This window comes from Undibacterium sp. GrIS 1.2 (genome assembly GCF_040544435.1).
Taxonomy (GTDB): Bacteria; Pseudomonadota; Gammaproteobacteria; order Burkholderiales; family Burkholderiaceae_D; genus Undibacterium.
The window spans coordinates 129,282-155,745 of the sequence record NZ_JBEONP010000003.1 but is presented as its reverse complement, the minus strand read 5'-3'; the positions used below and the strand labels follow the sequence as shown (position 1 = coordinate 155,745).

General features: G+C 48.8%; 26 protein-coding genes. 17 read left to right on the top strand and 9 right to left on the bottom strand.

Annotated features, from left to right (window positions below; translation table 11 throughout):
* Window positions 1-7 precede the first annotated feature (7 nt).
* The 6 genes from AAKU61_RS02450 to AAKU61_RS02425 all read left to right on the top strand — a co-directional run bounded on the left by AAKU61_RS02450 (window position 8) and on the right by AAKU61_RS02425 (window position 6,195).
* Window positions 8-937, top strand: coding sequence for a methylglyoxal synthase (locus tag AAKU61_RS02450; protein WP_503012568.1), 930 nt, complete (start codon window positions 8-10; stop codon window positions 935-937).
* 70 nt (window positions 938-1,007) lie between these two features.
* Window positions 1,008-2,006, top strand: a complete 999-nt coding sequence (locus AAKU61_RS02445) for an alpha/beta fold hydrolase (RefSeq protein WP_354329342.1) — start codon at window positions 1,008-1,010, stop codon at window positions 2,004-2,006.
* On the top strand, window positions 2,003-3,145 hold the full coding sequence (locus AAKU61_RS02440) for a sensor histidine kinase (RefSeq protein WP_354329340.1): 1,143 nt from the start codon (window positions 2,003-2,005) through the stop codon (window positions 3,143-3,145). Before AAKU61_RS02445 ends, AAKU61_RS02440 begins: the two co-directional genes overlap by 4 nt.
* The gene (locus AAKU61_RS02435) at window positions 3,142-3,861 is read left to right on the top strand and encodes a LytR/AlgR family response regulator transcription factor (RefSeq protein WP_354329339.1); all 720 of its coding nucleotides are present in this window, start codon (window positions 3,142-3,144) and stop codon (window positions 3,859-3,861) included. The genes AAKU61_RS02440 and AAKU61_RS02435 overlap by 4 nt, the downstream gene beginning before the upstream one ends.
* 429 nt (window positions 3,862-4,290) lie before the next feature.
* Window positions 4,291-5,097 carry a gluzincin family metallopeptidase gene (locus tag AAKU61_RS02430; RefSeq protein ID WP_354329337.1) on the top strand — a complete coding sequence of 269 codons (807 nt, stop codon included), beginning with the start codon at window positions 4,291-4,293 and terminating at the stop codon, window positions 5,095-5,097.
* A 183-nt stretch (window positions 5,098-5,280) separates the two neighbouring features.
* Window positions 5,281-6,195 carry a DMT family transporter gene (locus tag AAKU61_RS02425; RefSeq protein WP_354329335.1) on the top strand — a complete coding sequence of 305 codons (915 nt, stop codon included), beginning with the start codon at window positions 5,281-5,283 and terminating at the stop codon, window positions 6,193-6,195.
* 100 nt (window positions 6,196-6,295) lie between these two features.
* On the opposite strand, the gene AAKU61_RS02420 is transcribed toward AAKU61_RS02425, so the two are convergent.
* The 3 genes from AAKU61_RS02420 to AAKU61_RS02410 form a co-directional block, all read right to left on the bottom strand.
* A complete protein-coding gene (locus tag AAKU61_RS02420) occupies window positions 6,296-7,075 on the bottom strand; it encodes a hypothetical protein (protein ID WP_354329333.1) in 780 nt (259 codons plus the stop codon).
* Between the two features lie 127 nt (window positions 7,076-7,202).
* Window positions 7,203-8,060, bottom strand: a complete 858-nt coding sequence (locus AAKU61_RS02415; protein WP_354329331.1) for a hypothetical protein — start codon at window positions 8,058-8,060, stop codon at window positions 7,203-7,205.
* An 8-nt stretch (window positions 8,061-8,068) separates the two neighbouring features.
* Complete coding sequence (locus AAKU61_RS02410; protein ID WP_354329329.1) at window positions 8,069-9,025, bottom strand: hypothetical protein; 957 nt, start codon at window positions 9,023-9,025, stop codon at window positions 8,069-8,071.
* 132 nt (window positions 9,026-9,157) lie between these two features.
* Between AAKU61_RS02410 and AAKU61_RS02405 the strand changes: the two genes are divergently transcribed.
* The 5 genes from AAKU61_RS02405 to AAKU61_RS02385 all read left to right on the top strand — a co-directional run bounded on the left by AAKU61_RS02405 (window position 9,158) and on the right by AAKU61_RS02385 (window position 13,258).
* Window positions 9,158-9,682: a phage regulatory CII family protein gene (locus AAKU61_RS02405; protein ID WP_322120769.1), complete on the top strand. Its 525-nt coding sequence runs from the start codon at window positions 9,158-9,160 to the stop codon at window positions 9,680-9,682.
* A 319-nt stretch (window positions 9,683-10,001) separates the two neighbouring features.
* On the top strand, window positions 10,002-10,577 hold the full coding sequence (locus tag AAKU61_RS02400) for a chromate transporter (RefSeq protein WP_354329327.1): 576 nt from the start codon (window positions 10,002-10,004) through the stop codon (window positions 10,575-10,577).
* A 71-nt stretch (window positions 10,578-10,648) separates the two neighbouring features.
* Window positions 10,649-11,230 carry a chromate transporter gene (locus AAKU61_RS02395; protein ID WP_354329367.1) on the top strand — a complete coding sequence of 194 codons (582 nt, stop codon included), beginning with the start codon at window positions 10,649-10,651 and terminating at the stop codon, window positions 11,228-11,230.
* A 129-nt stretch (window positions 11,231-11,359) separates the two neighbouring features.
* A complete protein-coding gene (locus AAKU61_RS02390; RefSeq protein ID WP_322120767.1) occupies window positions 11,360-12,235 on the top strand; it encodes a hypothetical protein in 876 nt (291 codons plus the stop codon).
* Between the two features lie 63 nt (window positions 12,236-12,298).
* Window positions 12,299-13,258 (top strand): AraC family transcriptional regulator, encoded by a 960-nt coding sequence (locus tag AAKU61_RS02385; protein ID WP_322120766.1) that lies wholly within the window; start codon window positions 12,299-12,301, stop codon window positions 13,256-13,258.
* Window positions 13,259-13,274: 16 nt separating this feature from the next.
* Here the strand turns inward: AAKU61_RS02385 and AAKU61_RS02380 are convergent, their stop codons facing one another.
* Together AAKU61_RS02380 and AAKU61_RS02375 are read right to left on the bottom strand one after the other, a co-directional pair.
* A complete protein-coding gene (locus AAKU61_RS02380; protein WP_322120765.1) occupies window positions 13,275-13,544 on the bottom strand; it encodes a DUF2164 domain-containing protein in 270 nt (89 codons plus the stop codon).
* A gap of 121 nt (window positions 13,545-13,665) precedes the next feature.
* Window positions 13,666-13,992 (bottom strand): hypothetical protein, encoded by a 327-nt coding sequence (locus AAKU61_RS02375; protein WP_354329324.1) that lies wholly within the window; start codon window positions 13,990-13,992, stop codon window positions 13,666-13,668.
* A 186-nt stretch (window positions 13,993-14,178) separates the two neighbouring features.
* On the opposite strand from AAKU61_RS02375, the gene AAKU61_RS02370 reads away from it, so the two are divergent.
* Together AAKU61_RS02370 and AAKU61_RS02365 are read left to right on the top strand one after the other, a co-directional pair.
* Window positions 14,179-15,705, top strand: coding sequence for an aminotransferase-like domain-containing protein (locus tag AAKU61_RS02370; protein WP_354329322.1), 1,527 nt, complete (start codon window positions 14,179-14,181; stop codon window positions 15,703-15,705).
* A 193-nt stretch (window positions 15,706-15,898) separates the two neighbouring features.
* Entirely contained in the window at window positions 15,899-17,236 is a 1,338-nt protein-coding gene (locus AAKU61_RS02365) for a dicarboxylate/amino acid:cation symporter (RefSeq protein WP_354329365.1), read from the top strand.
* 111 nt (window positions 17,237-17,347) lie between these two features.
* On the opposite strand, the gene AAKU61_RS02360 is transcribed toward AAKU61_RS02365, so the two are convergent.
* Together AAKU61_RS02360 and AAKU61_RS02355 are read right to left on the bottom strand one after the other, a co-directional pair.
* Complete coding sequence (locus tag AAKU61_RS02360) at window positions 17,348-18,523, bottom strand: GGDEF domain-containing protein (RefSeq protein ID WP_322120762.1); 1,176 nt, start codon at window positions 18,521-18,523, stop codon at window positions 17,348-17,350.
* Window positions 18,524-18,844: 321 nt separating this feature from the next.
* Window positions 18,845-20,134: a TCR/Tet family MFS transporter gene (locus AAKU61_RS02355; RefSeq protein ID WP_354329321.1), complete on the bottom strand. Its 1,290-nt coding sequence runs from the start codon at window positions 20,132-20,134 to the stop codon at window positions 18,845-18,847.
* An 89-nt stretch (window positions 20,135-20,223) separates the two neighbouring features.
* On the opposite strand from AAKU61_RS02355, the gene paeA reads away from it, so the two are divergent.
* On the top strand, window positions 20,224-21,531 hold the full coding sequence (gene paeA, locus AAKU61_RS02350; RefSeq protein ID WP_354329319.1) for a polyamine export protein PaeA: 1,308 nt from the start codon (window positions 20,224-20,226) through the stop codon (window positions 21,529-21,531).
* Window positions 21,532-21,731: 200 nt separating this feature from the next.
* Window positions 21,732-23,045, top strand: coding sequence for an Hsp70 family protein (locus AAKU61_RS02345; protein WP_354329317.1), 1,314 nt, complete (start codon window positions 21,732-21,734; stop codon window positions 23,043-23,045).
* A gap of 188 nt (window positions 23,046-23,233) precedes the next feature.
* On the opposite strand, the gene AAKU61_RS02340 is transcribed toward AAKU61_RS02345, so the two are convergent.
* Window positions 23,234-23,488: a Spy/CpxP family protein refolding chaperone gene (locus AAKU61_RS02340; RefSeq protein ID WP_354329315.1), complete on the bottom strand. Its 255-nt coding sequence runs from the start codon at window positions 23,486-23,488 to the stop codon at window positions 23,234-23,236.
* A 14-nt stretch (window positions 23,489-23,502) separates the two neighbouring features.
* A complete protein-coding gene (locus tag AAKU61_RS02335) occupies window positions 23,503-23,829 on the bottom strand; it encodes a Spy/CpxP family protein refolding chaperone (protein ID WP_354329313.1) in 327 nt (108 codons plus the stop codon).
* 309 nt (window positions 23,830-24,138) lie between these two features.
* Between AAKU61_RS02335 and AAKU61_RS02330 the strand changes: the two genes are divergently transcribed.
* A complete protein-coding gene (locus AAKU61_RS02330; RefSeq protein WP_354329311.1) occupies window positions 24,139-24,867 on the top strand; it encodes a response regulator in 729 nt (242 codons plus the stop codon).
* Window positions 24,864-26,210: an ATP-binding protein gene (locus AAKU61_RS02325; RefSeq protein WP_354329309.1), complete on the top strand. Its 1,347-nt coding sequence runs from the start codon at window positions 24,864-24,866 to the stop codon at window positions 26,208-26,210. The genes AAKU61_RS02330 and AAKU61_RS02325 overlap by 4 nt, the downstream gene beginning before the upstream one ends.
* Window positions 26,211-26,464 lie beyond the last annotated feature (254 nt).

The following is a 26,464-nucleotide window of genomic DNA, read 5'->3' as shown; positions in this document are numbered from 1 at the left end:
CTACTTCATGAGTACATTTAGTACATTCAACACCCTGAACACTTCAGCAAAACCCATGCGTATCGGCTTGATCGCTAACCGCAGCCATCAAGACGCCGCTGATTCCGCTTTGGTGCAATTATTGCGCGGCGCACGGTCCGCGCTACACCAACTCCAGCCAGAAATGATTGTCGTTGGCCGCACTCTGGATGCCATCCTGACGCATGGTTTGATTGACTCTTGCCCACAATACGAACGCTTCCCCTACGGACGTGAAGGCGGTTTGATGAAGCTGGTATCGCGCGTGGTTGATCGTGATCCGGCACGTACGGTGGACGCTGTCATTTATCTGATTGATCCGGTAGATCCATCCTCTATTTTTCCGGAAGCATTGGCGCTAAAACGTCAATGCGTCATCCAAGGCAAACCTTTTTTAGCGACCCTGGCCGCGGCTCGGGAGTGGCTGGAGTTAGAAGCCTGTGCTACTGGTAAACCGATTGATACCTCGCTTAATGCCAGTTTTAAGTTTGACGGCGAAGGGATTGCTCTGATCGCCCATGACGCGATGAAAAATCGTATGCTGACTTTGGCCGAAAAACATTTCGCCTTGTTAGACCAGTTTAGCTATCGTTATGCCACCGGCACTACAGGCGGCTTACTGAATCAATTAGCGCAAAAAATCAAAGGCAAAGAAGCCGGTGAAAACTGGGTCAAACCCTTTTTATCCGGCCCATTGGGTGGCGATGCACAAATCGCCGAACTGGTTTTAGATAAACAAATCCGGCGTATTTTATTTTTAGAAGATCCTCACGTCGCCCGTCAGCACGAAGCTGATATCCAATTGTTAGAACGTGCCGCCCGTACCGTCACCGATTTCGCCAGCGTCATCAGCGACGTCGATGGCAGCGACCGTTGGCTGAGTTTGCTAACAAATCGCGCCATTCATCCTCAAAGCTGACCACTCATCCCAAATCGCTGGAATCGGCCTTGCGATCAAACTAGGATGATGTCACTGGAGGAAACAAATTATGAAAACCACTTTGACATCATCTGCAATAGTAGCTGCTACAACACTTACTACACCACTGAACACCACACCTAAGGCAAAAATTATAGCCAGTCTTACAGCCAAACTCGCTGGTGTCGCGCTCATCAGTTTATGCACAAGTACGCTCGCGATCAGTCCGGTATATGCCGATCAGGCAGATAGCAAGACAAGCACGCAGCAAGCAAGTAAATCCGCGTTTCAAGTCAATATCACTGGTCAGGGCAAACCAATGATTTTGATTCCCGGACTAGCCTCTTCAGGTGCAGTTTGGGACGATACGGTCGCGCATTACTCTGGCCAATATCGTTGCATCGTACTGACACTGTCAGGCTTTGCCGGCGCACCAGCAACCGATGGTCCATTGATCAAACAAGCCGAAGAGCAGCTCGCTAATTACATCATCACTAATAAGTTACAGCAGCCAGTGATTGTGGGACATAGTTTGGGGGGATTTTTAGCCTTAAAATTAGCTAGTGATTATCCGGCTGCGGTTGGTAAGGTCGTGATTGTGGACGCTCTGCCAGCACTCGGCGCCACACAAATGCCAAGCGTCACTGCACCACAGTTAGAAGAAATGGCCAGTAATATGCGCAATAGTATGCTGCACAGTGACGATGCTAGCCGGGCTGCAATGCGGCGGCAAGCTGCGGTCAGTATGGTGAGTAAACCAGTGGACGTGGAGCGAGTCATCAGCTGGAGCGAAAAATCAGATCAAACATCAGTTGCAAGCGCCATGTATGAAATGATGTCGCAAGATATGCGGCAAGATATCAGTAAAATTAAAGCACCAACGCTGGTACTTGGTACGTGGATTGCGTATCGCGCTTATGCACCGCGCTCTGCAATTGAAAACACGTTTAAAACCCAGTATGCACAGTTACCACAGGCAAAGATTGAACTGGCTGATAATGCCCGCCACTTCATCATGTTTGACGACCCACAATGGATGTTTGATCGCATGGATAGTTTTTTGAAGTGAAGAACAAATCGATCCTCATGCCGGAGCCTGGCTCCGGCATTCCCCATTCTGGTAAGCGCCCTTACGGCTATTGGCTATGCCAGATCAGTGGCTGGGGTTTGCTTTTTTTAGTGAATTGGAATTTCTCACGGCAAAGTGAGGTAAAAGATCTCACCGCTTTTACTTTGATTTGGGGATGGAGTTCCATCTTAGGGATAGCACTATCCCATTTATGGCGACATTATTTATGTCATATCTTAGGTATTGGTCAGAGTAGCAAGATACCTTTATTTCGCCTGACTGCCGGTATCGCCTTACTGGGTACTGTGCAGACACTACTCATCGTCGCGGCTTTTTTTATCTTGCGCCCTGCATTATTTAGCGGAAGCTGGAGCAGCGCGCTGAATTACTTGCCAGTCTGGATGACGGTATTTTTAATCTGGACCACAATTTATGTTGCGGTACATTCCGGTAGGCGTGCCCGTCGTTTTGAACTGGAAAAACTGCAACTCGAAGTCAATGTCAAAGATGCGGAATTACGCGCACTACAGGCACAAATTAATCCGCATTTTTTCTTTAATAGTTTAAATAGTTTGCGCGGTTTAATTTTTGAAGACCAGATTGCTGCTGCCAGTATGGTTGATAAATTAGCTGGCATGATGCGTTATAGTTTGCGGGCTGGCCAGCAAGATACGGTGCGTTTGGCGCAAGAGTTAGAGGCTGTGCGTATTTATCTGGCGATAGAAAAAATTCGCTTTGAGGAGCGCTTATTATTTACAGAAGAAATTCAAACGGGTGTAGATGACTGCGCTGTGCCTGCAATGCTATTACAAACCCTGATAGAAAACGCGATCAAATATGGGGTAGAGCCTAGCATCCAGCCATGCCAGATAACTCTGACCGTGCAGCGCATTACCTCAATAAAAAGCGACAGCATATGCATTGTCGTTGCCAATCAGGGCAAGTTGATGTTGCCCGGAAAATCAACACAACTTGGCTTAAAAAACACAGAGCAACGGTTAAAATTAATTTTTGGTGCTGCCGCCAATATCGCCCTCACTGAGCACACCGGACAAATCACAAATGACTCCATTACACCCGAAAATTGGGTACATGCGACGCTGACCTTGCCCTATCAACTATTGAAAGCCACTGCATGAACGCCGTGATTGTTGACGACGAGCGACTGGCCAGATCAGAATTACGCCGTATATTGATCGCACATCCTCATATTCGTATCATCGGTGAAGCCGCCAATATCATAGAGGCACAACAACTGATAGAAGTAGAAAAGCCAGAGCTAGTTTTTCTGGATATACAGATGCCAGGCGGAACCGGCTTTGACCTTTTGAGCAACTTGGATCATATACCTCAAATTATCTTTACTACCGCCTACGATACTTATGCCATGCGAGCGTTTGAGGTCAATGCGCTGGATTACTTATTAAAGCCGATAGAAGCAAACCGGTTGGCGCATGCATTACAAAGAGTACACTCCAAAAGAGATCTCATCGCAGATGTGCAGAGGAGTCAAAGTACCGCTGGACAAGAAGAGAAATTATTTATCAAGGATGGCGAACGCTGCTGGTTTGTCGCGATTGCAGATATCGCTTTGTTTGAGTCTGAAGGTAATTACACGCGTGTATATTTTGAAGACCAACGGCCTCTGTTTTTAAAGTCACTAAACCAGCTAGAGCAAAAACTGGATTCATCGATTTTTATCAGAAGCAGCAGACAACATATCGTTAATTTACAGTTTGTAAAACAGATGTCTACAACTGCTTCAGGCGGATTAGAAATGTTGTTAAAGAATGGTCAAAAAATAGAAATGTCGCGTCGACGTGCGACGGAATTTAAGCAAGCCAATCGATTTTAAAATAATCAGTTTTAGAAAAAATATCCAGATTTGAGAGTTTCCGGCTGGTCGACAAGTCCTTGTCGTCGTGGAGTAAAACAGAATTTTGATATTGCGCCAATTTAATGATCATTAAATTGGACTTACTTGCGGGAGAAAAAGCTTGAAGCCTTCAAATATATTGCACTTGAACCGAGCCACGATTCGAAGCGTGGTAGGGTCTCGTCATTTCTGGAATCCGAGGGTGTTTTGCTCTGTCTTCCACAATCAAGACACGGACGGAAGCTACTTTGATATCCTCATCAACCCGACACAGGAAAAGACGCGGATGGACTTAGTTGCAGTTCAAGTGAACTTTCAACGCCTTCTGGATGTGGGGGTTGATGTGTTGACACCCAAGGTCTTGCCAGATTCCCTACGCGGTCGAGTTCTCTCATGGGAGGTGTCGGCATGAGCGAAGCGCGTCGCGTCGCTGTCTATCTTTTGGCTCTTGCCTGCAGCTTTTATTGTATGAGTGGATGTACTGTCGCGAAAGTTACTCGCGCTTATTTACTCCCAACATCCTCATTTTATAAATGCACTGAGGATCTAAGAATTGAATGCCAACCGGGATCTGAAAAGTTGGCTCAAGTTATTCTCCCTGCTATCAAACAAGCACAACGGACTGTCGAGGAAGGGCAGTACTGTGTATTTACAAAACCAATGATCATACGCACATATGCCTCACGCGAAGATTTCTCTCGATTCAGCGGCTCGGTAGGATACGCTGAGGGTGCTGTATCCTTCGGCGTCCTCCACTTATCGCCCAAGCTATTGGCAACACCTGAGCGTATTCCCGGAATCGTTACACATGAGCTTTCCCACTTGAATCTTGCGTTGATAATGGGCACATGGTCATGGGCTAGTATCCCAGGATGGTTTCATGAAGGTTTGGCGACTTGGGTATCAGCCGGAGGCGGAGCGGAGACAGTTACAAACGAGGAGGCTTTGAAGAGCATCAAGGCAGGCCACAGCTTTTCACCAGAGGATTATGGCTCGCCGCTAGCACCTAAGAGCGCTGCCTCATATGATCTCAAGCCTCACATGTATTATCGGCAGGCCGCTATTTTTGTTGAATATCTGCACAACAGCAACCCTGCAGCATTTAAGCAGCTTCTACTATCAATTGAGCATGGACAAAGCTTTTCGCAAGGGCTTAGGGGCGCGTACGGCGAAGATGTTGATACCTTGTGGCGCGGCTTCTTGGTGAAGATTTGACTAAGGTATGGTCAGTACCATACTCAATATCTCGGATGATGGTGGACATCTACCTTAACCGCAAAAGCCACCAAAGGGATACGAGTCCTGTATAGACACACTGAGCAAACTACTGGTGACCGGCAGGCTGTATGGCTTCTAAAACAGCCAAATCTGGGCAACATAAAAAAGAGGAATAGCGGAATGAGATTGAGCGATACCGTACGGTTAATTGTGTTATCGGCGATTTGGGGTGCGAGTTTTTTATTTATGCGGATTATCGCGCCGGTTCTTGGGGCTTTGCCAACGGCTTTTTTTCGCGTTGTATTTGGCGCGATCGGATTGCTGTTGATATTGGCGTTGATGCGGACTAAATGGGATTTTAAAGGGAAAATCGGTGCGGCGATGGCATTAGGTGTCATCAATTCCGGTATCCCGTTTGCGATGTACAGCTTTGCCGCAAAAATATTACCGGCCGGTTATTCCGCCATCTTCAACGCGACTACGCCATTGATGGGTGTGATTGTCGGAACTCTGTTTTTCTCAGAGAAATTAAGCCTGGCAAAATTCGTGGGCGTATTGCTGGGTTTGATCGGTGTCGTAGTGTTGACAAAAGCCGGTCCGGTCGAACTGACGACGGAGGTGATGATGGGTGCCGGGGCATGTTTAATCGCTACCGCATGTTATGGCGTTGCGAGTTTTATGACACGGCGCTGGATATCAGAAAAAGGTGGGCTCGATAGTAAATTACTCGCATTTGCCAGTCAGCTAGGTGCCGCCGTCTTTATCATGCCGCTTTTTATTGCTAGTACCAGTAGTGTTATTGGTCAGCCTTTGACCAATTGGGGTGGTACCGGATTGTGGCTGGCGATGGCAGGGCTTGGCTTGGTCTGCACCGCGTTTGCCTACATTTTATATTTCCGTCTGATTGCGGATATTGGCCCGATGAAATCTCTGACGGTCACGTTTTTGATACCGCCGTTTGGCGTATTGTGGGGCGCCATCTTTTTGGGTGAGCAAATTACCTGGGGACATATTGCGGGTGGTACATTAATTGGACTGGCGGTTTGGGCAGTGTTAAAACCTGCGGTTCAAGTTAAAAAATCTGTCGTGGCTTGATCAGAATTTCCTTCTTCTTACATAGAAAAAAATCGTATCGTCAGCACTGACGACACGATCCCGTAATAGTTAATCTCGGACTACCTAAGCATTAAACTATTTATGCAGCGACACTCGTTTCCGTAGCTTTGCCTGATAACCGCTGCAAGCGTTGCAGTGTCGTTTCACCTGCGGTGTCTGCCTGACCGACTGATTTTCTGATTGCGTCAATCTCTGCTGCCTGATCCAACGGTTTTTGTCCGATGTCGGCGACGATGCGCATGCCCGCTGCCTCGTTGCTCACCGTTTGAGCACGCTTGGTTAAGGCGTTGAGCGCGCTGGACTGGCCTTGCATGCCGGACAAACTACTGAGCTGGCTTTGGCGTTCTATCCGCATGGTTTGCAAATCTTTTTGCGCTTTTGCGCTGGCCAGATTTTGCATCGCTTTTTTGGCGGCGGCATCAAACTCGGCCAGTTGTTTAGAGAAGGCATCGACGATGGTTTGTAGCTCGTTCATATATTGTTGCGCGTCGGCTTCTTCTTGTAACTCCAAGGGTAAGCGGGCTTTGTTGGCTTCCAGCTCATCACAAAACAGACTGACTGTAGCTTCTGATATTTTGCCCGAGGCAAGCCGGTCGGCGAGTGTGCTGGATGCTTTTTCATCATTGGCGATGAGTTCGCGCAGCTTGATGACGTCATTATGTTCTTTGTCGAAAGAGGCGCGGGCGGTCGCTAGTTTTTGCGCACTGTCTCTTAGCGTGGCGGCCAGACGATCACGGTCGGCCTCGGTTGCGGTTTCCGGGTCGAAATTGGCAATCGCTTCGGAGACTTTGTCGCCGAGTACGCCAAAGTGTTTGGAGATCAAGTGTGCGGTTAGGCCCCAACCATTCAAATTGCTCATTTTGCTTCCTCTCAAGGAGTTAAAGGTGCTGCGATAAATACAAAGTGGTGATGACAAATTATGTGAAGCACTTACAAACGATCAACTGCTTTACTACTCTGCTGCTGATGTGGTTTTTGAAGACGCATCATTGGATCAGCAACCTATCCAGTTCCACTGGAATTCCTACCATAAAATCGACATGAATCTCGCGCCGGCTGGTGTCGCCGTCGCGGCTTCTGACGATTTCTGTACAGATTAAAAGACTCTCACGCAGGCTATCCAGCGCGCGGCTATACGGCATGAATACGATGTCTTGCAACAAGCCGTGCTGACCGATGGCGTCGTCGATACGGCTTTCCTGCGCTTTAAACGGGGCGACGAATTCCTTATCCGGGTCACCAGCGTCGCGGCTATAGTCGATCTGGTCGCCGTCGCCGAAGACGCTGTCTAAGTTGCTAACTAAGTTGCCAGCTGAATTGCTAGCTGACGTCGCTGCATCGAGTCCGTTGTCAACCAATTGCGTTTCTAACTGAGCACGCCACAGCGTGTAAGTACGGTCGCCCAGCCCCGCTCCAGCTTCGCCCGAAAACGCTTGCTGATCTTCGATCGTTTCTGGAATAAAACGGGTCAGGCGTTGGTAATACATGACTTCTGAGATGTCGCCTTGTTCGTTTTGGTACAGCTGCACAAAGCTCTCATTTGCATCCTGATCGCCCGTATTGAGGTAATAGCGATACAAGCTACCGGCAATCTCTAGCCGTACCCGGCTGATGGCACGGATCAGGCAATTGCCGTCGTCTGGCATAACGATCAGCGATCCTTGGCTGATGGCGCGGATGAAGGGCGTTTTCTGTAATTGCAGTACGCCACCTATGCGTGCCTTTAACGGCAAATTGGCATCGGCTTGATTGGTGCCTTGATTTTGCGTAGCCGATCCATTTACCGCCGTGCTGTGTTTGCCGAATATTTTTCCAGCGTATTGATAAGCGTCTGTCCAGGCCATGATGCGGATTAAACCTTTCCTAATGAATAGTTTTGAGTGCTTGCTTGGGTGCGTGCCTGATTGCGAGCTTTACGAAGCTGCAGTAATTTGTAGCCAACCCAGGCGATACTGGACAAGATCGCTGTCCACAACATCAGCCGCAGAAGGCGCCAAAACCAGGATTCTGATTCTTGAGCTTTATCAACGCTTGACACCGTTGTCGCTGGGTTTGTGGCGCTGCTAGCATCGCCAGCATTGCCAACATCACGAGGCCGATTGTCATAACCAGATCCGTAATTCCCTCCATAGCCGCCGCCATAACTGTGATGGCTCATCGATTGACCTAGCATAAAGCCCCAGAATGCGCCGCTCATGCCGCTACTTTCTCGTTGCACAATGATGGTCGATGGTGCTTGCTGCATAGGCTGACCATAAGCTGGTGCTGCGGTTGAACCTTGCGCGGTCGAACCTTGAGCAGTGTTGCCAAACGCATTGGACGAAGCACCCAACGGCTTGCCGGTCACGCTGACACTGCCAGGTTGATTGCTCGTATTTGGCGTAGCGGATGGTGCAGTCCGTGCATCCAAATTTTTTAACGCAGTGTTTTGCGAGCGGCTGGTGTCCAGATCGCGATTCAGCGCAGAGTTGGATTTGCCCGCATTGTTGTTGACGGTAGTGTTTGTCGTTGCTGCATTCGCCGCATTCGCTGGAGCGTTGCTAGACGATGATGAGGACGAAAAGCTACCAAAGCCCGTGTTGGTTTTACTGGTGTTGCCGATGTTGTTATTCGCGCTATTGCTATTGCTATTGCTGTTGCGCTGGGAAGAAAATCCAGATTTAAAACTACGTGAGGAACCGCCGGAGGATCGTGCGCCTGACGATCCGGATGTACTGGCGCTGGCTATGTCCAACATCGGCATACACAAGGCAACTGTCGTAATCCCGACAACTAAGTTATGGATAATTCTTTTTGCGATTGACTTCATGTGCCGATCCGTAGTGAAGTGAGTAACATCTCTGTACAATCTGCACGTCATTTTTATGCGCGCTGATCTTGTGAACGGAAGCATAGTGATCAAAAATACAAAACGCATCGGTAATAAAAAGGGAAAATCACCATGACGCGCAAATACTCGAATATGAATCAGCACGACGCCCTGTATAAAGTGGCGCGCGCTTATCCCGGTGGCTTAGATGCGTTGGCGGCTCGCATGCAGGTATCGGTAAATGTGTTGCGTAACAAGCTGGCACCTGGCATCGAGTCGCATTACCCGTCGTTTGAGGAGTTGTCGCAAATTGTGGAGTTGTGCCGCGAGGCCGGCGTAAAAGATGCGCTACTGCCGCTGCATGCGTTGTTGGGGCGGCATGGGATGGCAGCGTTTATCGTGCCGGAGCCAGATCACATCAGCGACGATGATTTGTCGCAAACCGTGTGTCGCGTCATGAGCCAGGTCGGCGGCGTTGCCGAGGCAGTATCCGCAGCACTGTTGGATGGTGTGATTACCAATGATGAAGCGGATTTGATAGAGCGTGAATTCCAGGGGGCGCTAACAGCGTTGGGCGAATGGCGCGCCAGATTGCGGGCGCATCACCGGCGCGAGGATAAACTGAACAGCGAAAAGCGCGAATTGATTAAAAAATAATGCGTGATTTTTTAAATTAAATGCGAAGGAACGTTTCACTGTTTGCGCTATCGAACCCGTGTTGGCGGGGATAATGCGCAACCACACCGGACAAATTAAGCATCATTCTTTGCCCTTGGTAGTTGAAAACGCGGTTCTGATTGCCACTTCAGCCAATGACTGTACTCCCCACCAGTACTTTTTAGGTGTCCAATTAAAGTCTGGACAATTGGCATATTTATTGAGAAAAATAGGGGAGTATATTCTTTTTTGCCTAGAAAACTCTTGTCAGAAACCCGCGTCGAAGACTTCCATCACAATCGACCCTTGATCGTATTTTATGAGCACAGACCAGATCGAACCTCGCCCGCAACCCCGCTCTGTTGCGGATCTTTTCTTTTCCTTCACCTGGTTGGCGCTGCAAGGTTTTGGGGGCGTACAAGCCATCGTGCAGATGGAGTTGGTCGAACGTAAGCGCTGGCTGACGCGGGAAGAATATATTGAAGACTGGGCCGTAGCGCAGATTATGCCGGGCCTTAATGTGGTTAATTTGTCCTTGATGATCGGCAGCCGTTCTTTTGGTCTGCCAGGTGCACTGGCAGCATTGGCAGGCATGCTGACCGTACCTTTAATCATCATTTTGCTACTCGCACTGGTGTACGCCCGGATCGCAGACCACCCCGGTGTTGCGGGTGCCTTGCGCGGTATGAGTGCGGTCACGGCAGGTCTGATTATTGCCTCCGCCTTACGCTTGCTGCCAGCGCTAAAAAGTAATCCACTGGGTTTGCGCTTATGCGGTGCACTTTGTGTCTTATGTTTTGTTGGCATTGCCTTATTGCACCTGCCACTTGCTTATATTTTGCTTGGACTAGGCTCGATTGCCTGCGTCACCGCGTATAGAAAGCTCGGCAAATGAGTGCTGTATTGACCACCGTTGTTGCTGGTGTTGCTGGTGCTGATGTCGCTAATCACCTTAACGGCATCACCATGCAAGCTAGCGATTGGTTGCATTTGCTGTTGCATTATCTGATGTTGTCATTGTTGTCGGTCGGCGGCGCGATTTCTACCTTGCCTGAAATGCATCGTTATCTGGTGATTCAAAATCACTGGTTGAGCGAAGCGCAATTTAATTCCTCGGTGGCGCTTGCCCAAGCCGCGCCTGGCCCCAATGTACTGTTTATTGCCTTAATGGGCTGGAATATCGGGATGAATACCGGCAACGGCTGGTATGCCCCGCTCGGTACCTTGATTACCATGCTGGGAATCATGTTGCCTAGCGCAACGCTGACGTACAACGCGGCCCGTTGGGGGCACAAAAACCGTAATTTGCGAGCGGTACGGGCGTTTAAGCTAGGCTTAGCGCCTATCGTAATCGGATTATTGCTGGCAACAGGCTGGATTATGGCGAGCGGATCAAGCTCGTCGTCATCTTCTTCCGCATTAGCCCACCCTGCCTGGCCACTTTGGATCATGACAGCCGTTTGCGCCTTAGTGGTATGGCGCACCAGATTACATTTGCTTTGGTTATTAGCGATCGGTGCTGGTTTGGGCTGGTTTGGATATTTGTAAATGCTTCAAGTTTCTAAAGTCGCTTTTGACACAATTCAGAAACAAAATTTGTTACAAGTGTTTAGTCACCTTTCGGTTATCCTTGCCGATTCAGAATTTTTCGTTTTTACAGTCTGGCCTTATCTATAAATGAAGTTTTACTTAGAGCACAATCAAGATGAATTGGCGGTACCGGGCGAAATTGATTTGCATATTCGCTTTCGTCCAAGAAATGGCTTAGCAATCCTGCTGGCACTCTTGATTCACGCCCTGTTGCTTTATTTTATTCTCACGCATAAGACCGTTATTCAGAAGCAAGGCGAGACAGAAACACCCGCCGCCATCAATTTGATACTGGATAAAGCCACCGTAGCCAAAATGGCTGAGGGCGAAAAGCAAAAAGTCCCGAAAAAAGCCCCGCCTAAACCAAAGCAGGCGCAACCTAATCGCCCCAATAAGGCCATCACGCAGCCCAAAGAAACACCCGTAGTTGCTGCGGATACGCCAACACCCAACCCGGTAACACCGCCGCCAGACGCCGCCCCGCAACAAGATATGATGAGCATGCTCAACGCGGCTCGTGAGCGTCGTCGTGCGACAGAAGAAGCCGCCGCGCAAGAAAATGCCGATGCCGTCAAGCAAGGCAATAAAGGCATGAGTCCGCAAGAAGTTGCCGAAGCCAATGTCCGGCGCAGCATGCAACGGGCGAACGGACGTGAAGGCACCAGCGGCGTATTCGAGATCACGCATAAAAGTGTACGCATGGCGACGTTCACCTTCCGCGGATGGAAGCCAAGCAGACAAAACAGCTTCAAAAAAACCATCGAGGTCGATGCAGGATTGGGCGGCGATATCAACATAGCCATCATTCGTCGCATGATCGTGCTGATCCGCGAAGAATACCAGGGCGATTTCAGCTGGGAATCACGTCGCTTAGGACGGATCGTCAATCTCTCTGCACGTCCACAAGATACGGCGGAGTTAGAGAACTTTATGATGAAAGAGTTTTTCGAGGATAACCGCTAGTTACTCGTTGCGGCCTACAAATTGACGAGCATTTTTATTTTATTTTGAATGTGACAGTCACCCATGTCATCGCCACAAACCAGCCTCGCAGAATATTCTAAGCGCATGAACAAGGTGCTCAATTATATTGATGCACACCTTGATGCGCCGTTGGACCTGAATACGTTGGCTGAAGTCGCGCATTTTTCACCATTTCACTTTCACCGTATTTTTTCCGCCTGGATGGGCGAGACCTTGGGCGATTATTTGCGCCGCCGGCGTCTAGAGTCTGCTGCCGTAAAGCTGGCTTCTCAGCCGCGCTTGTCTATCTTAAGCGTGGCTTTATCCATCGGTTTTAGCTCAGGCGAAGCCTTTGCCCGCGCCTTCAAACTACAATTTTCTTGCTCACCCAGCGCATGGCAACGTGACACTACTCAACGATGGGCTACCGAATTAGCCAGTATAAAAAACCAGAACCGCAATTTGAGTCAGGTCGACCGCAATCCTGATCAGGCCTTGCAACATCAATTCGACCAAGATGGTATCTCCAAACTATCAACAAAGGAGAACCACATGGACGTCAAATTAGTTGAACTACCAGCGGCAAAGATTGCCTATTTACGCAAAATCGGACCTTACGGTATCGCCGTCAGTGAGTTTTGGAGAACCAGTTTTTACCCCTGGTTACTTGCACAAAATCTTGGCCCTCAACCTATTTATGGCATCGGGCTTGACGACCCTAGCGTTACTCCGGCAGACAAATGCCGTTATGACGCCGGAGTGGAGGTAGGGGCAGACTATGTCGCTACAGGACACGCCATGTTGACGACCTTACCAGGTGGTCGTTATGCGGTGAGCAAATTTGTCGGTACTGTTGACGAGATCAGCGACGTATGGATAACGTTATTCAGAGGCTGGTTGCCCTCCAGCGGGCTACAGTGTGATGACCGCCCCTGTTTTGAATACTATCCGGTTGGCTCCAGTTTCGATGAAGTCACTGGCGTATTTGATTGCGAGTTATGCATCCCGGTGCGACCGTTATAAGGTCTGCTGGAAGACACTAGGAGCGACCGCGTCCGGCTGATTTAGTCCAGTAACTAAACTCAGCTTCATAGCAAGTGCCATCCATCTCGGTCGTCTTTTCTTGCAGGTAATTTTGGGCATCGGCAATCGCCTGATTGTAGATACTGGGGCCGATTTCTTGCAGACAAAAATCCAGAAATAGTTTGGCTTTGAGATCGCCCATGTCTTCTTCCAAATTCTCTGAGGCATAGCGACGGATGGAGCCGATCAGGCGTTCTTGTACTTCTGTTTTGAGTTTGATGGTCATGTAATGGCGTGATAAATTGAAACGAATTGAACTGAAATGATTCAATCCAAATTTTAATTCGATCAAGCTTGATTTGCACCTTCAATTCAACACAACATTTAAAATTTTTACTTCTGAATAATCAATTCAGACGATGCCCGCCGGTGCTATTTTGTATGCGGCGGATTGCAATTGCTCTTAATGTTCGCCAGAACCTGACGGCTATGTTGGGCTCCGGCAGTTGCATCAAAATCTCACTACGTTGTTGTGCATGGATTTGTATCCAGCCGCTGCGCTCTACGGTATATACGCGGCCTTCCGGCAGACTGATTTGTGTTGAATATGCGTAAGCGTCTATGCCTGATGGGGCAGTTTGAATGGCGATCTGACCAAGACTTAAATGTAGCAACGTACCAGCTGCGACATAAACCTGGTGAGTCTGTTTGGACTGTAAGGTGGTGATATGCATGGTGTTTCCTTATCTATCAATTCTGATCGGGTGAGTAACATCAGGATAGGCCACAGCAAGCACACATAACAGACACAAGAAAGTACAGACTGCATCGGTACAAGCCAGGTTTTTGGTATCTGTTATTGTATCTATTTACACTAACTGTATCTGTTCAGTCTGCATGGCTGAGAGGATCATCGTTGTATGCAAAAACACAGCACATTTCAAACACACACATCGGATCAGGGCGACGACTTACCATTGCCTTTATACCGGCGATTGGCAGCGCATTATTTATCGGCGATCAAGGCGGGCACCCTGGCCATCGGCGACCGTATGCCATCGGTACGTAAGCTGATGCAATTACATACGGTCAGCTTGTCGACGGCCTTGCAAATGTGTCGTCAGCTAGAAACGGAAGGTTGGCTGGAGGCGCGCCCGCGTTCTGGTTACTTTGTACGGCAGCCAAGACGTATTAATCTGGTGCCAGCGACAGAACCTGCAATCAATGCGCCCATCGATCCGGCACAGTTTGTCGGCATCCACGAGCGTGTATCTGCCATCATCTCGCAAGGTCAGCGGCCAATTAAAATCAATCTTGCCAGAGCGACAGGTGCACCTGACTTATATCCGCAAGAAGAGTTAAAAAATCTGGCGATACGTTTGCTACGCCATCGTCCACAATTATTGACCAAGGCGATCTCACCCGGCGGCAACAAAGAACTGAAAGCGGCTTTGGCGAAGCGTGCGCTAGGCATAGGCATGAGTATCAAGCCGGATGATGTAGTGGTAACGTTGGGCTGCATCGAGGCCTTAAATCTAGCGCTACGAGCTGTGGCACAGGCGGGTGACATCATTGCGGTGGAGTCGCCCACGTTTTACGGTCTGCTGCAAGTGTTGGAGAGTCTGGGTATGAAGGCGCTGGAGATTCCAACCAGTCCGCAGACTGGTATCTCGATTGAAGCGCTAGAACTGGCAATGCAAACTTACGACAATATCAAGGCCGTGGTGGTGGTGCCGCATTTGCAAAATCCTTTAGGTAGCATCATGCCGGACAGTCATAAACAGCGGTTGGTCGCCTTATGCGAAGAGCAGCAAATCCCGCTGATTGAAGATGATTCTTACAGTGCCTTGGTCAATGCTGACGCTGCACCGACCAGCGCCAAGCATTGGGATAAAACCGGCAACGTCATTTATTGTGCATCCCTGCATAAAATTCTGGCACCGGGTTTGCGGGTGGGCTGGATGGTGGCAGGACGCTGGCATGCGCGGGTTAGCATGCTGAAATATGCTCATACCCGTTACAACGAAGAATGGTCGCAAATTGTATTGGCGGAGTTTATTAACTCCAGCGCCTATGACCGCCACTTACGCCGTTTGCGTCAAATTCTGAGTCAGCAACGCGAGCGTACCGCAGAAGCTATTGCTGCGTACTTTCCTGAAGGCACGCGCCTGACGGTACCGGATGGCGGTATCTCTGTTTGGGTAGAAATGCCGCATCAACTGTCGTCACAGGCGGTATTTGAGGCGGCATTGGAACAAGGGATATTGGTTTCGCCTGGTTTGTTGTATTCCAACTCAAATCGTTTCAACCATTTTTTACGCTTAAATTGCGGCATGCATTTCACGCAGGAATTAGATAATGCGCTGCGCCAGCTAGGGCAAATCATCACGACGCTGGCACAGCGACAGCAGAGTAAGGATCGCCAGCAGCAACATGCTGCCGCTTAGAGGCGATTTGTCGTTAAGTAATCAACCTCAAAGATGTAAATACTTGTTCATCTTGCAATTTTGTGGAAACCCACAATTGCCACGCCCTCTGCGATTTTTGATAATGTTATGAGTAAGGATAAAAATCCTCATCATTGTCATGGCAAAATCATCCACGCCATCGACTTACTATAACAATTATTGGAGACAGCAGATGAAGAAGCCACCGCTCTACCGGTCACTCTATTTTCAAGTGATCACCGCGATTATTCTCGGTGTTTTACTAGGTCATTACTACCCGGAATCCGGCGCTGCCATGAAGCCACTTGGCGATGGTTTTATCAAGCTCATCAAAATGATGATTGCACCGATTATTTTCTGCACCGTGGTCGTTGGTATCGCTGGCATGGAAGACATGAAAAAAGTCGGCAAGACCGGCGGCATGGCCTTGTTGTATTTTGAAGTCGTCAGTACGCTCGCATTGATCATCGGCTTAGTCGTCGTCAACGTCTTGCAGCCGGGCGCAGGTATGAACGTCGATCTGAGCAAGCTCAACGCCAAAGAAGCCTTGGCCTATGCCGGCCCAGGTAAGTTACAAGGCATCGTTGAATACCTGATGGCGATGATCCCGAGCACGATTTTTGATGCCTTCGCCAAGGGCGATATTCTGCAAATTTTAGTCGTTGCGGTACTGTTTGGTTTTGCTTTGCATCGCTTTGGCGGTCGCGGTACTCTGGTGTTTGATATGGTCGAAAAGACTTCCCATGTCTTGTTCGTGATTGTTGGTTACATCATGAAGGCAGCACCAATCGGCGCTTTCGGTGCAATGGCATTCACCATCGGTAAATACGGTGTCGGCTCATTGCTGTCGCTGGGTTATCTGATGGCATCGTTCTATATCACTTGCCTAATCTTTATCTTTGGCGTGTTAGGTACCGTCGCTTATTTCCACGGATTTAGTATCTGGAAATTTGTGAAGTACATCAAAGAAGAATTGCTGATCGTACTCGGCACTTCTTCATCAGAATCCGCTTTGCCTGGCATGATTGCTAAGTTAGAAAAACTCGGCGTTAAAAAATCCGTAGTCGGCCTGGTGATCCCTACCGGTTACTCATTTAATCTGGACGGTACGGCGATTTATCTGACAATGGCCGCGGTCTTTATTGCGCAGGCGACCAACACGCCGCTGACCATCGGTCACCAGATATCTCTGCTGATATTTTTGTTAGTCGCCTCTAAAGGTGCTGCGGGCATCACTGGCAGTGGATTTATCGTCCTGGCGGCAACGCTGTCATCGACAGGCACGATTCCGGTCGAAGGTCTGGCGCTGATTTTGGGTATTGATCGCTTTATGTCAGAAGCCCGCGCATTAACTAATCTGGTCGGCAACGGCGTGGCAACGATCGTAGTTGCAAAATGGGGTAATGATGTCGACAACGTCAAAATGCAAAAGCGTTTAAACAACGATATGAGCGATGATGTTGATACTTATAACGATGTTGAAGAGCATAACAGCAAGCCTGTGAATTTGCATATGACGACCGGTCGCTAAAAACCTGATTCTCATGTTTGCCAGCTTGCTGGCAACGATCAGCGTATTAAGATAAAAAGGGATGAGCGACGTTTGCTCATCCCTTTTTTATTCACGGCAGCTACGTCTGTTTTACATCGTGGCGGTCTTGAAAGTCGACGCAATATTTAATGCCGATAGTGCCACAGCAGTTTGATTACGTCCCTGTTGTTTAGCCTGATACAGCGCCGCGTCAGAGCGCGCAATTGCCAGATCGATATTCGATTCTCCGGGGTACCAGACGCTGACACCGGCACTAAATCGCAACACGGCGTTATACGGTTCTAGCGGTGTGGATTCCAGCTCATCACGGACTCGTTGCAGGATTTTTAGCGTGCTGTCTTCGCTACCGGCTGGCAAGATCAGGCAAAATTCCTCGCCGCCATAGCGCGCAAGCACATCGGTTTTGCGGATCTGACTCTGGACTACTTGGGCAAATAATTTCAACGCCTGATCGCCTTGCTGATGCCCGAGAGTGTCATTCAATTTTTTAAAATAATCGATGTCTAACATGGCGACAAAGAGCGGCGATTTCTGACGCCGGGCGCGGTCAACTTCGCGCTCGGCGGCTAGTTCAAGCGCACGTCGGTTTAGTAAGCCCGTGAGAGGATCAGACATTGCTAGACGGCGATGTTCGTGCCAGGCACGATCCTGATGCAACAGCAAGAGACCAATATTAATCAAGATACCGGTGATAAAAGCCGACATCAGACTCAGCATGACCGACGCTTGTCTGAGGCTATCGCCAGCGGCACCATCAGGTATCCAGATGCGGCCGGCACGTCCGATAGCCGTCAACGAAAATATCGCAAAGCCGAGCATCAACAGATAACAAGAACGGTGAATACCTTCCTGCGGGTTGCTCAAGATGATGAGCACGCAGCGTGCTGATTGCACCGCCAGCATGAGGTTTAGTAATAGCGATGCCAGATCAGCTTCGTAATAACCTAGCGCGACAGCCACCAGCGCGATTGCTACTGGGGCGTAAGTCAGAGTGGGATTATCAGGCGCGGAAAAAAATTTACACAAGCTAAGCAAAAGGCAGCTGATGCCAATGACGAAACCACAAAGTGCGATATGTCCGACCAGCGCCGGACTGAGCTTGCCAAGGGCAATAATAATGACCCACATCGCAACCTCAATCGTGCCAGCCACGGTCCATTGTGCGATGCCATCACGGAAGCGACCGAAAAAGACAACCACCCGCATGACCAGCAGCAAGGTTTGCAGGATCAGAATACATAACACCAGAGTTTCAGTTTGGATCATGGAATATCGCCTGCGTGGGTCTACATTGCGTTTACATCGAGTCTATATTTAACCTGGTTTGCCTACATCAATTTATTTTAAAGTATTCATCAAGCAATACATTATTACAATAGAACTTAGCCGAAGTTACTCAAACTTACGCAAAACCAATTGCGATACCACACCTGTAGGAGCAGTAAACGCTAACGTTTCAGCAGAGTGATATTTAATATACTCCCATTATGTATATTAAATTGTCCAGAGAATCATTGGACAATCAGCCATTATTGATAAAAATGAGGGGGAGTATATTAAATCTTAAGCCTTAAGCTTAATTCAACATTAAGGTGAAACTACTTTGGATTTAGATAAATACCGTGTTGCTAAAACCAGCGCAATTGCCTGTACCACTGCCGCCATAAAAAACGGCGCTCCCAGCAAAATACTGCCTTTGGCCTGATGGCTGACCTGTCCAAGTAGCGAAGTACCGGCCAGCGTTGCGCAGACACTCATGATGCTGGCCAGCGCGGTTAGCGAGCCCATCGCCGTGCCTTGCGAACGCGCATCAACCGCACGTGAGAACATCGCTTGCAATGCCGGACCAGTCGCAAACGCCAGCACGTTACACAAAATCAGCACATACATCATCCAACCCTGCGTCACCAAACCATACAAACTCAGCGACAGGCAGGACGATGTCAGTCCAAACATCACCGCGTTAGCATCACCGACCCGTTTGATATAGCGTCCCAAAAAGACACCTTGCATAATCACGCTGGAAATTCCGACGCAAAATAAAGAAAAGCCATTTTGCATTGGCGACCAGCCAAACCGCAATTCGGTCGAAAGCACCCAGGTAGTTTGCAAAGTAAACTGAGCAAACATGGTTAGCGCATACACCCATACCAAAGGCCCCACGCCGCGTAAATGTGCCAGACCCGACAAGCCAGAAAACGGATTAGCGGATTTTAAAGAAAAAGGTTTGCGATTAGCCGGCGACAAGGATTCTGGCAAAGAGAAGTAGCCATACACCACGTTCGCCAGCGAGACGATTGCTGCCAGATAAAACGGATAGTGAATGCTGGCTTCCCCTAACACGCCGCCTAGTACTGGCCCGCAAATAAATCCCAGTCCAAACATGGCACCAATTTTACCTAAGGCTTTACTGCGTTCCGACGGGGCAGAAGAATCTGCAATATAAGCGCTGGCAACCGACAGATTGCCTGCCGTGACACCACCCAAGGCACGCACAAACAGCAACCAGAAAATAGAAGTCGCCAGGGTCATCAAGAGAAAATTCAAACCCAGACCGAACACACAAATCAGTAACACCGGGCGACGACCAAAACGATCACTCAGCGCGCCGATAATCGGGGCGCAAAAAAACTGCATCACGCCATAAATCGCCACGATCAAGCCATACCAATAGGCTTGCATATCGGGTTGCGTTGTAAAACTGGCGACCAGTCGCGGCAGCACCGGAATGATCAGGCCGATACCTAAAATATCCAAAAATACCGTAATCAGGACAAAGCGGATATTCGTCGGCAAAAAGGACGGCGCAGCAGAAGTTGGCGGCTGCGGTTGCTGTGGTGATGTAGATTGGGTGGAGGAAGTGGATTCGGTACTCATGCAGTCGGGCTTTCTAACGATTTTACAGAGGAACAATAGTATATGATTGTCGCTGGAAATTTCAGTATCGAACCAGTTTTGGAGTAAATATGGCTTTGTTTGACCACTTTTTGATCATTGTCTTGTTGGTCGCTATCAGTGCTTTTTTTTCTATGTCAGAAATTTCTCTCGCGGCGGCGCGTAGAGTCAAGTTGCAGATATTAGAAAGCGAGGGCGAATTACGTGCCGGTCGTGTGCTCGAATTACAACGACATCCGGGGCATTTTTTTACGGTCGTACAAATTGGTCTGAACGCGGTCGCTATCTTGGGCGGTATTTTGGGTGAACAAGCCTTGACGCCGTATTTTGCCAGTGTGTTTCATTCAGTATTTGGATTAAACAGCTGGGTCGACACCGCGAGTTTTTTAACCTCCTTTATCTTTGTGACCTCCTTGTTTATTTTGTTCGCCGATTTAATGCCCAAACGGTTAGCGATGACCGCGCCAGAAACTGTCGCCATGGCCGTCGTTGTCCCGATGTTATGGTGCGTGCGCTTATTCAAACCGCTGGTCTGGTTATTTAATGGCTTGTCGATTTTATTTTTTAATCTGTTTAATGTCTCCACCACGCGTGACGATCAGATTACCTCCGATGAGATTTATGCCATGGTTGATGCCGGTGCCGAGGCTGGCGTATTGCAGGCGCGCGAGCATCATATGATCGGCAATGTATTTGAGCTGGAAAGTCGTACCGTACCGTCCGCCATGACCCAGCGCGACAGTATTGTGTATTTCAGTTTGCAAGACAGTGATGTCGTGATACGCCAGAAAATTGCAGAACATCCGCACACCAAGTTTTTGGTCTGTGACGGCCAGATTGATCATGTAGTCGGCTATGTTGAATCGAAAGACATTCTGAAACGTGTGCTGACCAATCAGGCATTTTCTAAAGTACAAGAATTGTCGTTACGTACAGCATTGGTGGTACCGGACTCGCTCACCTTATCGGACATGCTGGAGCAATTTAAAGGCACGCGGGAAGACTTTGCCGTGATTTTGAATGAATATGCGCTGGTCGTTGGCGTGATTACTTTAAACGATGTACTCAGCACCTTGATGGGTAATCTGGTACACCCGTTTATGGAAGATCAGATCGTCCAGCGCGATGCCAACTCCTGGCTGATTGATGGCGCCACGACGATAGAGGATGTCTGCCGGGCACTGCAAATCGACACTTTACCAGAGCAGGGTAGCTATGAGACTATTGCAGGCTTCATGATGACGATGCTCAAAAAAATCCCCAAACGGACCGATAGCGTGATGGTGAGCGGATACAAATTTGAGGTAGTCGATATTGATCATTATCGTATCGACCAGTTATTAGTAGTACGCATTAAAGAAGATGCCAGCACGCCATAGCAGCCTTAGCAGCCATAGCAGCCTCAAGAGGTTCAGAAAACCGCGATAGCAGTACCATCAACGACAGTCTTACAACTAGTGAGCAGCTATAGAACTAGTTAGTTTTTCATGATGATCTCTGTGTTGAATGCTCTTGAAAGTGGTGATTGCTTGCATTGATTCGCTTTAATTTATTTCCCCGTTTTTTATTCAGGATTTACATGTTGCATGCTTGTGGAGTCGATTTCGGCACATCCAATTCAACCGTAGGTTGGCACCGCGCCGGTCAGACTCAACACGCTGGTCTGCCGAGTTCATCAGCAAATTTACCCTCGTTGCTGTCGCTAGAAGACGATAAAGTGACCTTGCCCTCCGTCGTGTTTTTTAACGCGGATGAAGACGAAGTCAGCTATGGTCGCGCTGCACTTTCTACCTACTTGTCTGGTTACGAAGGTCGCCTGATGCGATCGATGAAAAGCTTGTTGGGCACCAGCCTGATGGAAGGTCAGACCGAAGTGCAGGGACGGGCTTTGCCGTTCCGCCAACTGCTGGCGCAATTTATCGGTGAGCTAAAACGACGTGCCGAAAAATCTGCAGGGCAGTCTTTTAGTCAGGTCGTGATGGGACGTCCAGTCCATTTTATTGATGATGATAAAGCAGCCGATCGGATCGCACAAAACACGCTGGAAGATATCGCAAGGACTGCCGGGTTTAAGGACATTCAATTCCAGTACGAACCGATCGCAGCAGCGTTTGATTACGAGTCGCGTATTGATAAAGAAGAGTTAGTTTTAATCGCCGACATTGGTGGCGGTACCTCAGATTTTTCTTTGGTACGTTTGTCACCGGAACGCAGCAGCCGGATTGATCGGCTGGACGATATTTTAGGTAACGGCGGTGTGCATATTGGCGGTACCGATTTTGATAAATACCTGAGTCTGGCTTACGTGATGCCTTTACTCGGTTTGGGTGGCCGCTTGGGGAATAGTGATATTCCGTCGGGCTACTATTTTAATCTGGCAACTTGGCACACGATTAATTTGGTCTATACCCAAAAAGTCAGCCGTGAACTGCAAGACGTGTACCGCGAGATCGGTGATGCAGACTTGCGGATACGGTTCGAGCGTTTGCTCAATCTGGTAGAAGAGCGTGATGGTCACTGGCTGGCGATCAAGTCAGAGGAAGCTAAAATCCTGCTGTCGGATAACGATAAAATTGAATTAGCGCTGGAACGCTTACGCACAAAATTACCTTCGTCTGCACCCTGCATATTAACGCTGGAGCAGCATGGGTTTCAACAAGCGATTTCTCATTTGATGACGCAAATTGGTGCGACGGTCAGTCAGGTACTAGCCGATGCGGGTGTGGCTGCGGCGGATGTGGACACGGTATTTTTTACCGGTGGTTCCAGCGGTGTGCGCGGGCTGCGTGACCGGATCGCAGCGATAGTGCCGGGCGCTAAAAAAGTCGAGGGAGATTTGTTTGGCAGCATTGGCTCTGGTTTGGCCTTGGATGCATCGCGCCGTTTTGCTTAAATTTTAGATTCATGAACAAGGGTTACGGATTGATGATTAAGTATGAAGGCAGCAAATTAACAAAATAAAATATTCCAGAATATGAATAAAAAAAGGCTACGCAGATATGCATCCGCGTAGCCTTTTTTACGTACTAACTAATTTTAGTCTCCACAAAAATAGTGAGCATAAACCGTTCGATATAAATCTTACTTTGCTGGCATCGGTGGATGATCAGGCATCGCGCCGTCTGGCATAGGCGGACGGTGCATACCTCCCATATCACCCATACCGTGCTGCATTCCATGACCGCCTTTACTCCAGCGATGCATCATTTGGCGATGGCTATCATCAAATATTTTTTGCTGTTCTGGTGTCAAGACCGCATAAAAAGTTTTGAGTGATGTCAGACGCGTTTGCATCATCGCCTCATGTTCTTTCAGTTTCTCCAGCATTTTTTCCATACGGGCAGGAGTGCTTATTTATCCATTTCTTTATGATCTGGTCGCATCGCTTGCGCACCCGGCGGCATGCTTGGTTTCGTCGACTCAATGAAGGTTTTCCAGGCAGGCTCCTGGGCTGCAGTGATCTTAAGCTTGTCATGCAATTCTGCGATATGTTTTGCCATACGCTCTTGCATTTTTTCAGCCCATTTAGCCTGATCCATACCCGCTTTTTGATGCGGCGGCGGTGGTACAGCAGCCGATGTTGGTGCTGCTGGTGATGTTTGGGCAGATACGCCGATGGCAATACACATGCTGATAGCGGCAAGCGCGATGGCGATCGGATTTTTTATTGGTGCCATGATGTTCCTCTTTAGATTACTACCAAGTAGTTGAATACGTTTTTGATAAGTCGCTCGTTGTGACTTCAACATGTGAATTCCACATGTGATTTGTGCATTTGACTTGCCTATGTGACTTGCACATGCGGCTTATGTTGGCGCAGTGATGTAACTGGCAAGTGTCGGCGGCAATCTGCTTTGTATCGCTGTGTAACAATCAGTGGCGAGAATGTGATCGGGTGTGTCGCATTGTGTCGTTCTCGGTTTATCATAACAAGACGATACAAAATCACATGCCTTCTTTGCAGTCAGGACTTCATAATACGAACCATGGATACTCCAAGCAAAATATTGATCGTTGATGACGATCGCGACATTCGTAGCCTGTTGGCCGACTATCTGGATGGTCATGGTTACTCCACTTTAATGGCTGCTGATGGCAATGCAATGTGGGCGGCCTTGGATAGCAATCAGGTTGATCTGGTGGTACTGGATTTAAATCTGCCTGGCGATGATGGCTTGACCTTGTGCCGTAACTTACGTGCTAAATCTATGATGCCCGTCATTATGCTGACGGCCAGAAGTGAGCCGCTGGATCGTATACTCGGCCTGGAGATGGGGGCAGATGATTATTTGCCAAAACCGTTTGAGCCACGCGAACTGTTAGCACGCATACGCAGCGTGCTGCGTCGCACTCAGTCTATGACATTGGGTAGCAATGGCGAGCAAGTGCAGCGCTTAAAATTTTCTGACTGGACACTTGATCTGACGGCGCGCCATCTGGTCAGCCCGGAGGGCATGGTGATCGCTTTGTCCGGCGCAGAATTCCGCATGCTGAATATATTTTTAGATCATCCTAACCGCATCCTTAATCGTGATCAGTTGTTAAACATGACGCATGGCCGTGACGCTGATCCGTTTGATCGTTCTATCGATATTCAGATCAGCCGCTTGAGGCAAAAACTGCGGGAAGACGCACGCTCGCCACAAATTATTAAAACCGTACGCAACGGCGGCTATGTGCTATCGGTCAACGTCACGATGGAGCATGGAGCATGACCATTATCAAGTCGATGTCAGGCAGGATTTTTGGCATCCTGTTGCTGGGTGTAGTGAGTTCTACTGCGCTGACCTGGTGGCTGGCGTTTGGCGAACGTCAAAAAACCATAGAGCAATTTCGTGATTCACGTGCAGTAGAGCGCGCCGAGCAATTGCTGCTAGCGATGGATGCGCTGCCAGCAGCCAATCGCGATGCTTTTTTAGCGACTGCGCCACGCCTGGGTTTGCGGGTAACTACACTACCCGCAGAAGTCTCTAATGAAGGTCCGCGCTCTGCGTATGCCGCGGCCTTGAGTGAACGTTTAGGTAAGACATTTCAGGTTTTTTCTTTACCGCCAGAGTCGGAGGGATGTCTGAGTCTTCCGGCAGAAACAACCGCGTTAAAAGGCACGTGTGAAGAGTTGATTATCAAGCTGCATGACAGTACAACACTGCGTTTGACGGTACTGCCTCCGCGTGGACCACTGCCTCCTTTGCGTCCTGACTTCATCTTTTATTTATTTTTATTCTTGAGCAGTATCGCGGTACTGGCGTTTTTGGTATCGCGCATGACAGTAAAACCATTGCGCCAATTGGCACAAGCCGCGACCGATCTTGGTAAAGATATTAATCGCCCGGCTTTGCCTGAGGTCGGCACGACAGAAATCCTGCAAGCGACCAAAGCTTTTAACTCTATGCAAGGTCGCATACGCCAACACATCCAGCAACGCACTCACATGCTGGCAGCAATTACCCATGATCTGCAAACACCGTTGACACGTTTGCGTTTGCGTTTGGAAAAAGTCGGCGATACCGAGTTGCGCGATAAGCTGATCGGTGATTTGTCGGCGATGCAAACTATGGTCAAAGAAGGTCTGGATCTGGCGCGCAGTATGGACAACAATGAATCGCTGCGCCCTCTTGATCTGGATTCGCTGCTTGATAGTGTCTGTGCCGATGCCGCCGATGCCGGACAGGAAGTCAGTTTCAACGGCAAATCTGGTATCACCGTCATGGCCAGACCACAGGCATTGCGTCGTTGTCTGACCAACCTGATTGATAACGCAGTCAAATATGGTCATCACGCCAAAGTCACCTTAGAAACCAGCAGCGATACCGGCATCAAATTGATGCACGTCTTCATCCGCGATGGTGGCGCTGGCATTCCGGCAGATCAATTACAAAAAGTGTTTGAGCCGTTTTACCGCACAGAGACATCACGTTCACGCGATACCGGCGGTACCGGATTAGGTTTAACTATCGCCCAAAACATCGCCCAGCAACATGGCGGCAGTGTGCAGTTAGCTAATTTAAGCGAAGGTGGATTAGAAGTGAAGCTGACACTGCCGGCTAAACCAGCTTAAGGATCTGGCTGAAGTGTCTGGTTTAAGTAGTCAGCTCAATTAGCCATCTAAACTAGCCCGCGTAAGCACTCATTAGTGCGTCATTCCGGCATGGGTTTAGCCGGAATCCAGTGACGTGACGTTTGTGGTGCGACCACTTGGCCTCCAAGTTGCGACCCCATTCTCAGAATAACGACACGGTATTCCAGCTAAACCCACGCTGGAATGACATTCGAAAGAATTAAGCTTTCAGCAAAAATCATCAAAATTCAATC

Coding starts and splice junctions, on each gene's coding strand:
- AAKU61_RS02385 (WP_322120766.1), top strand. CDS start 12,299: ATGTCATCGCCACAAACCAGCCTCGCAGAATATTCTAAGCGCATGAAC.
- AAKU61_RS02375 (WP_354329324.1), bottom strand. CDS start 13,992: ATGCATATCACCACCTTACAGTCCAAACAGACTCACCAGGTTTATGTC.
- AAKU61_RS02345 (WP_354329317.1), top strand. CDS start 21,732: ATGTTGCATGCTTGTGGAGTCGATTTCGGCACATCCAATTCAACCGTA.
- paeA (WP_354329319.1), top strand. CDS start 20,224: ATGGCTTTGTTTGACCACTTTTTGATCATTGTCTTGTTGGTCGCTATC.
- AAKU61_RS02415 (WP_354329331.1), bottom strand. CDS start 8,060: ATGGCCTGGACAGACGCTTATCAATACGCTGGAAAAATATTCGGCAAA.
- AAKU61_RS02325 (WP_354329309.1), top strand. CDS start 24,864: ATGACCATTATCAAGTCGATGTCAGGCAGGATTTTTGGCATCCTGTTG.
- AAKU61_RS02445 (WP_354329342.1), top strand. CDS start 1,008: ATGAAAACCACTTTGACATCATCTGCAATAGTAGCTGCTACAACACTT.
- AAKU61_RS02395 (WP_354329367.1), top strand. CDS start 10,649: ATGCAAGCTAGCGATTGGTTGCATTTGCTGTTGCATTATCTGATGTTG.
- AAKU61_RS02430 (WP_354329337.1), top strand. CDS start 4,291: ATGAGCGAAGCGCGTCGCGTCGCTGTCTATCTTTTGGCTCTTGCCTGC.
- AAKU61_RS02410 (WP_354329329.1), bottom strand. CDS start 9,025: ATGAAGTCAATCGCAAAAAGAATTATCCATAACTTAGTTGTCGGGATT.
- AAKU61_RS02400 (WP_354329327.1), top strand. CDS start 10,002: ATGAGCACAGACCAGATCGAACCTCGCCCGCAACCCCGCTCTGTTGCG.
- AAKU61_RS02420 (WP_354329333.1), bottom strand. CDS start 7,075: ATGAGCAATTTGAATGGTTGGGGCCTAACCGCACACTTGATCTCCAAA.
- AAKU61_RS02425 (WP_354329335.1), top strand. CDS start 5,281: ATGAGATTGAGCGATACCGTACGGTTAATTGTGTTATCGGCGATTTGG.
- AAKU61_RS02365 (WP_354329365.1), top strand. CDS start 15,899: ATGAAGAAGCCACCGCTCTACCGGTCACTCTATTTTCAAGTGATCACC.
- AAKU61_RS02360 (WP_322120762.1), bottom strand. CDS start 18,523: ATGATCCAAACTGAAACTCTGGTGTTATGTATTCTGATCCTGCAAACC.
- AAKU61_RS02330 (WP_354329311.1), top strand. CDS start 24,139: ATGGATACTCCAAGCAAAATATTGATCGTTGATGACGATCGCGACATT.
- AAKU61_RS02355 (WP_354329321.1), bottom strand. CDS start 20,134: ATGAGTACCGAATCCACTTCCTCCACCCAATCTACATCACCACAGCAA.
- AAKU61_RS02390 (WP_322120767.1), top strand. CDS start 11,360: ATGAAGTTTTACTTAGAGCACAATCAAGATGAATTGGCGGTACCGGGC.
- AAKU61_RS02380 (WP_322120765.1), bottom strand. CDS start 13,544: ATGACCATCAAACTCAAAACAGAAGTACAAGAACGCCTGATCGGCTCC.
- AAKU61_RS02450 (WP_503012568.1), top strand. CDS start 8: ATGAGTACATTTAGTACATTCAACACCCTGAACACTTCAGCAAAACCC.
- AAKU61_RS02340 (WP_354329315.1), bottom strand. CDS start 23,488: ATGGAAAAAATGCTGGAGAAACTGAAAGAACATGAGGCGATGATGCAA.
- AAKU61_RS02435 (WP_354329339.1), top strand. CDS start 3,142: ATGAACGCCGTGATTGTTGACGACGAGCGACTGGCCAGATCAGAATTA.
- AAKU61_RS02370 (WP_354329322.1), top strand. CDS start 14,179: ATGCAAAAACACAGCACATTTCAAACACACACATCGGATCAGGGCGAC.
- AAKU61_RS02335 (WP_354329313.1), bottom strand. CDS start 23,829: ATGGCACCAATAAAAAATCCGATCGCCATCGCGCTTGCCGCTATCAGC.
- AAKU61_RS02405 (WP_322120769.1), top strand. CDS start 9,158: ATGACGCGCAAATACTCGAATATGAATCAGCACGACGCCCTGTATAAA.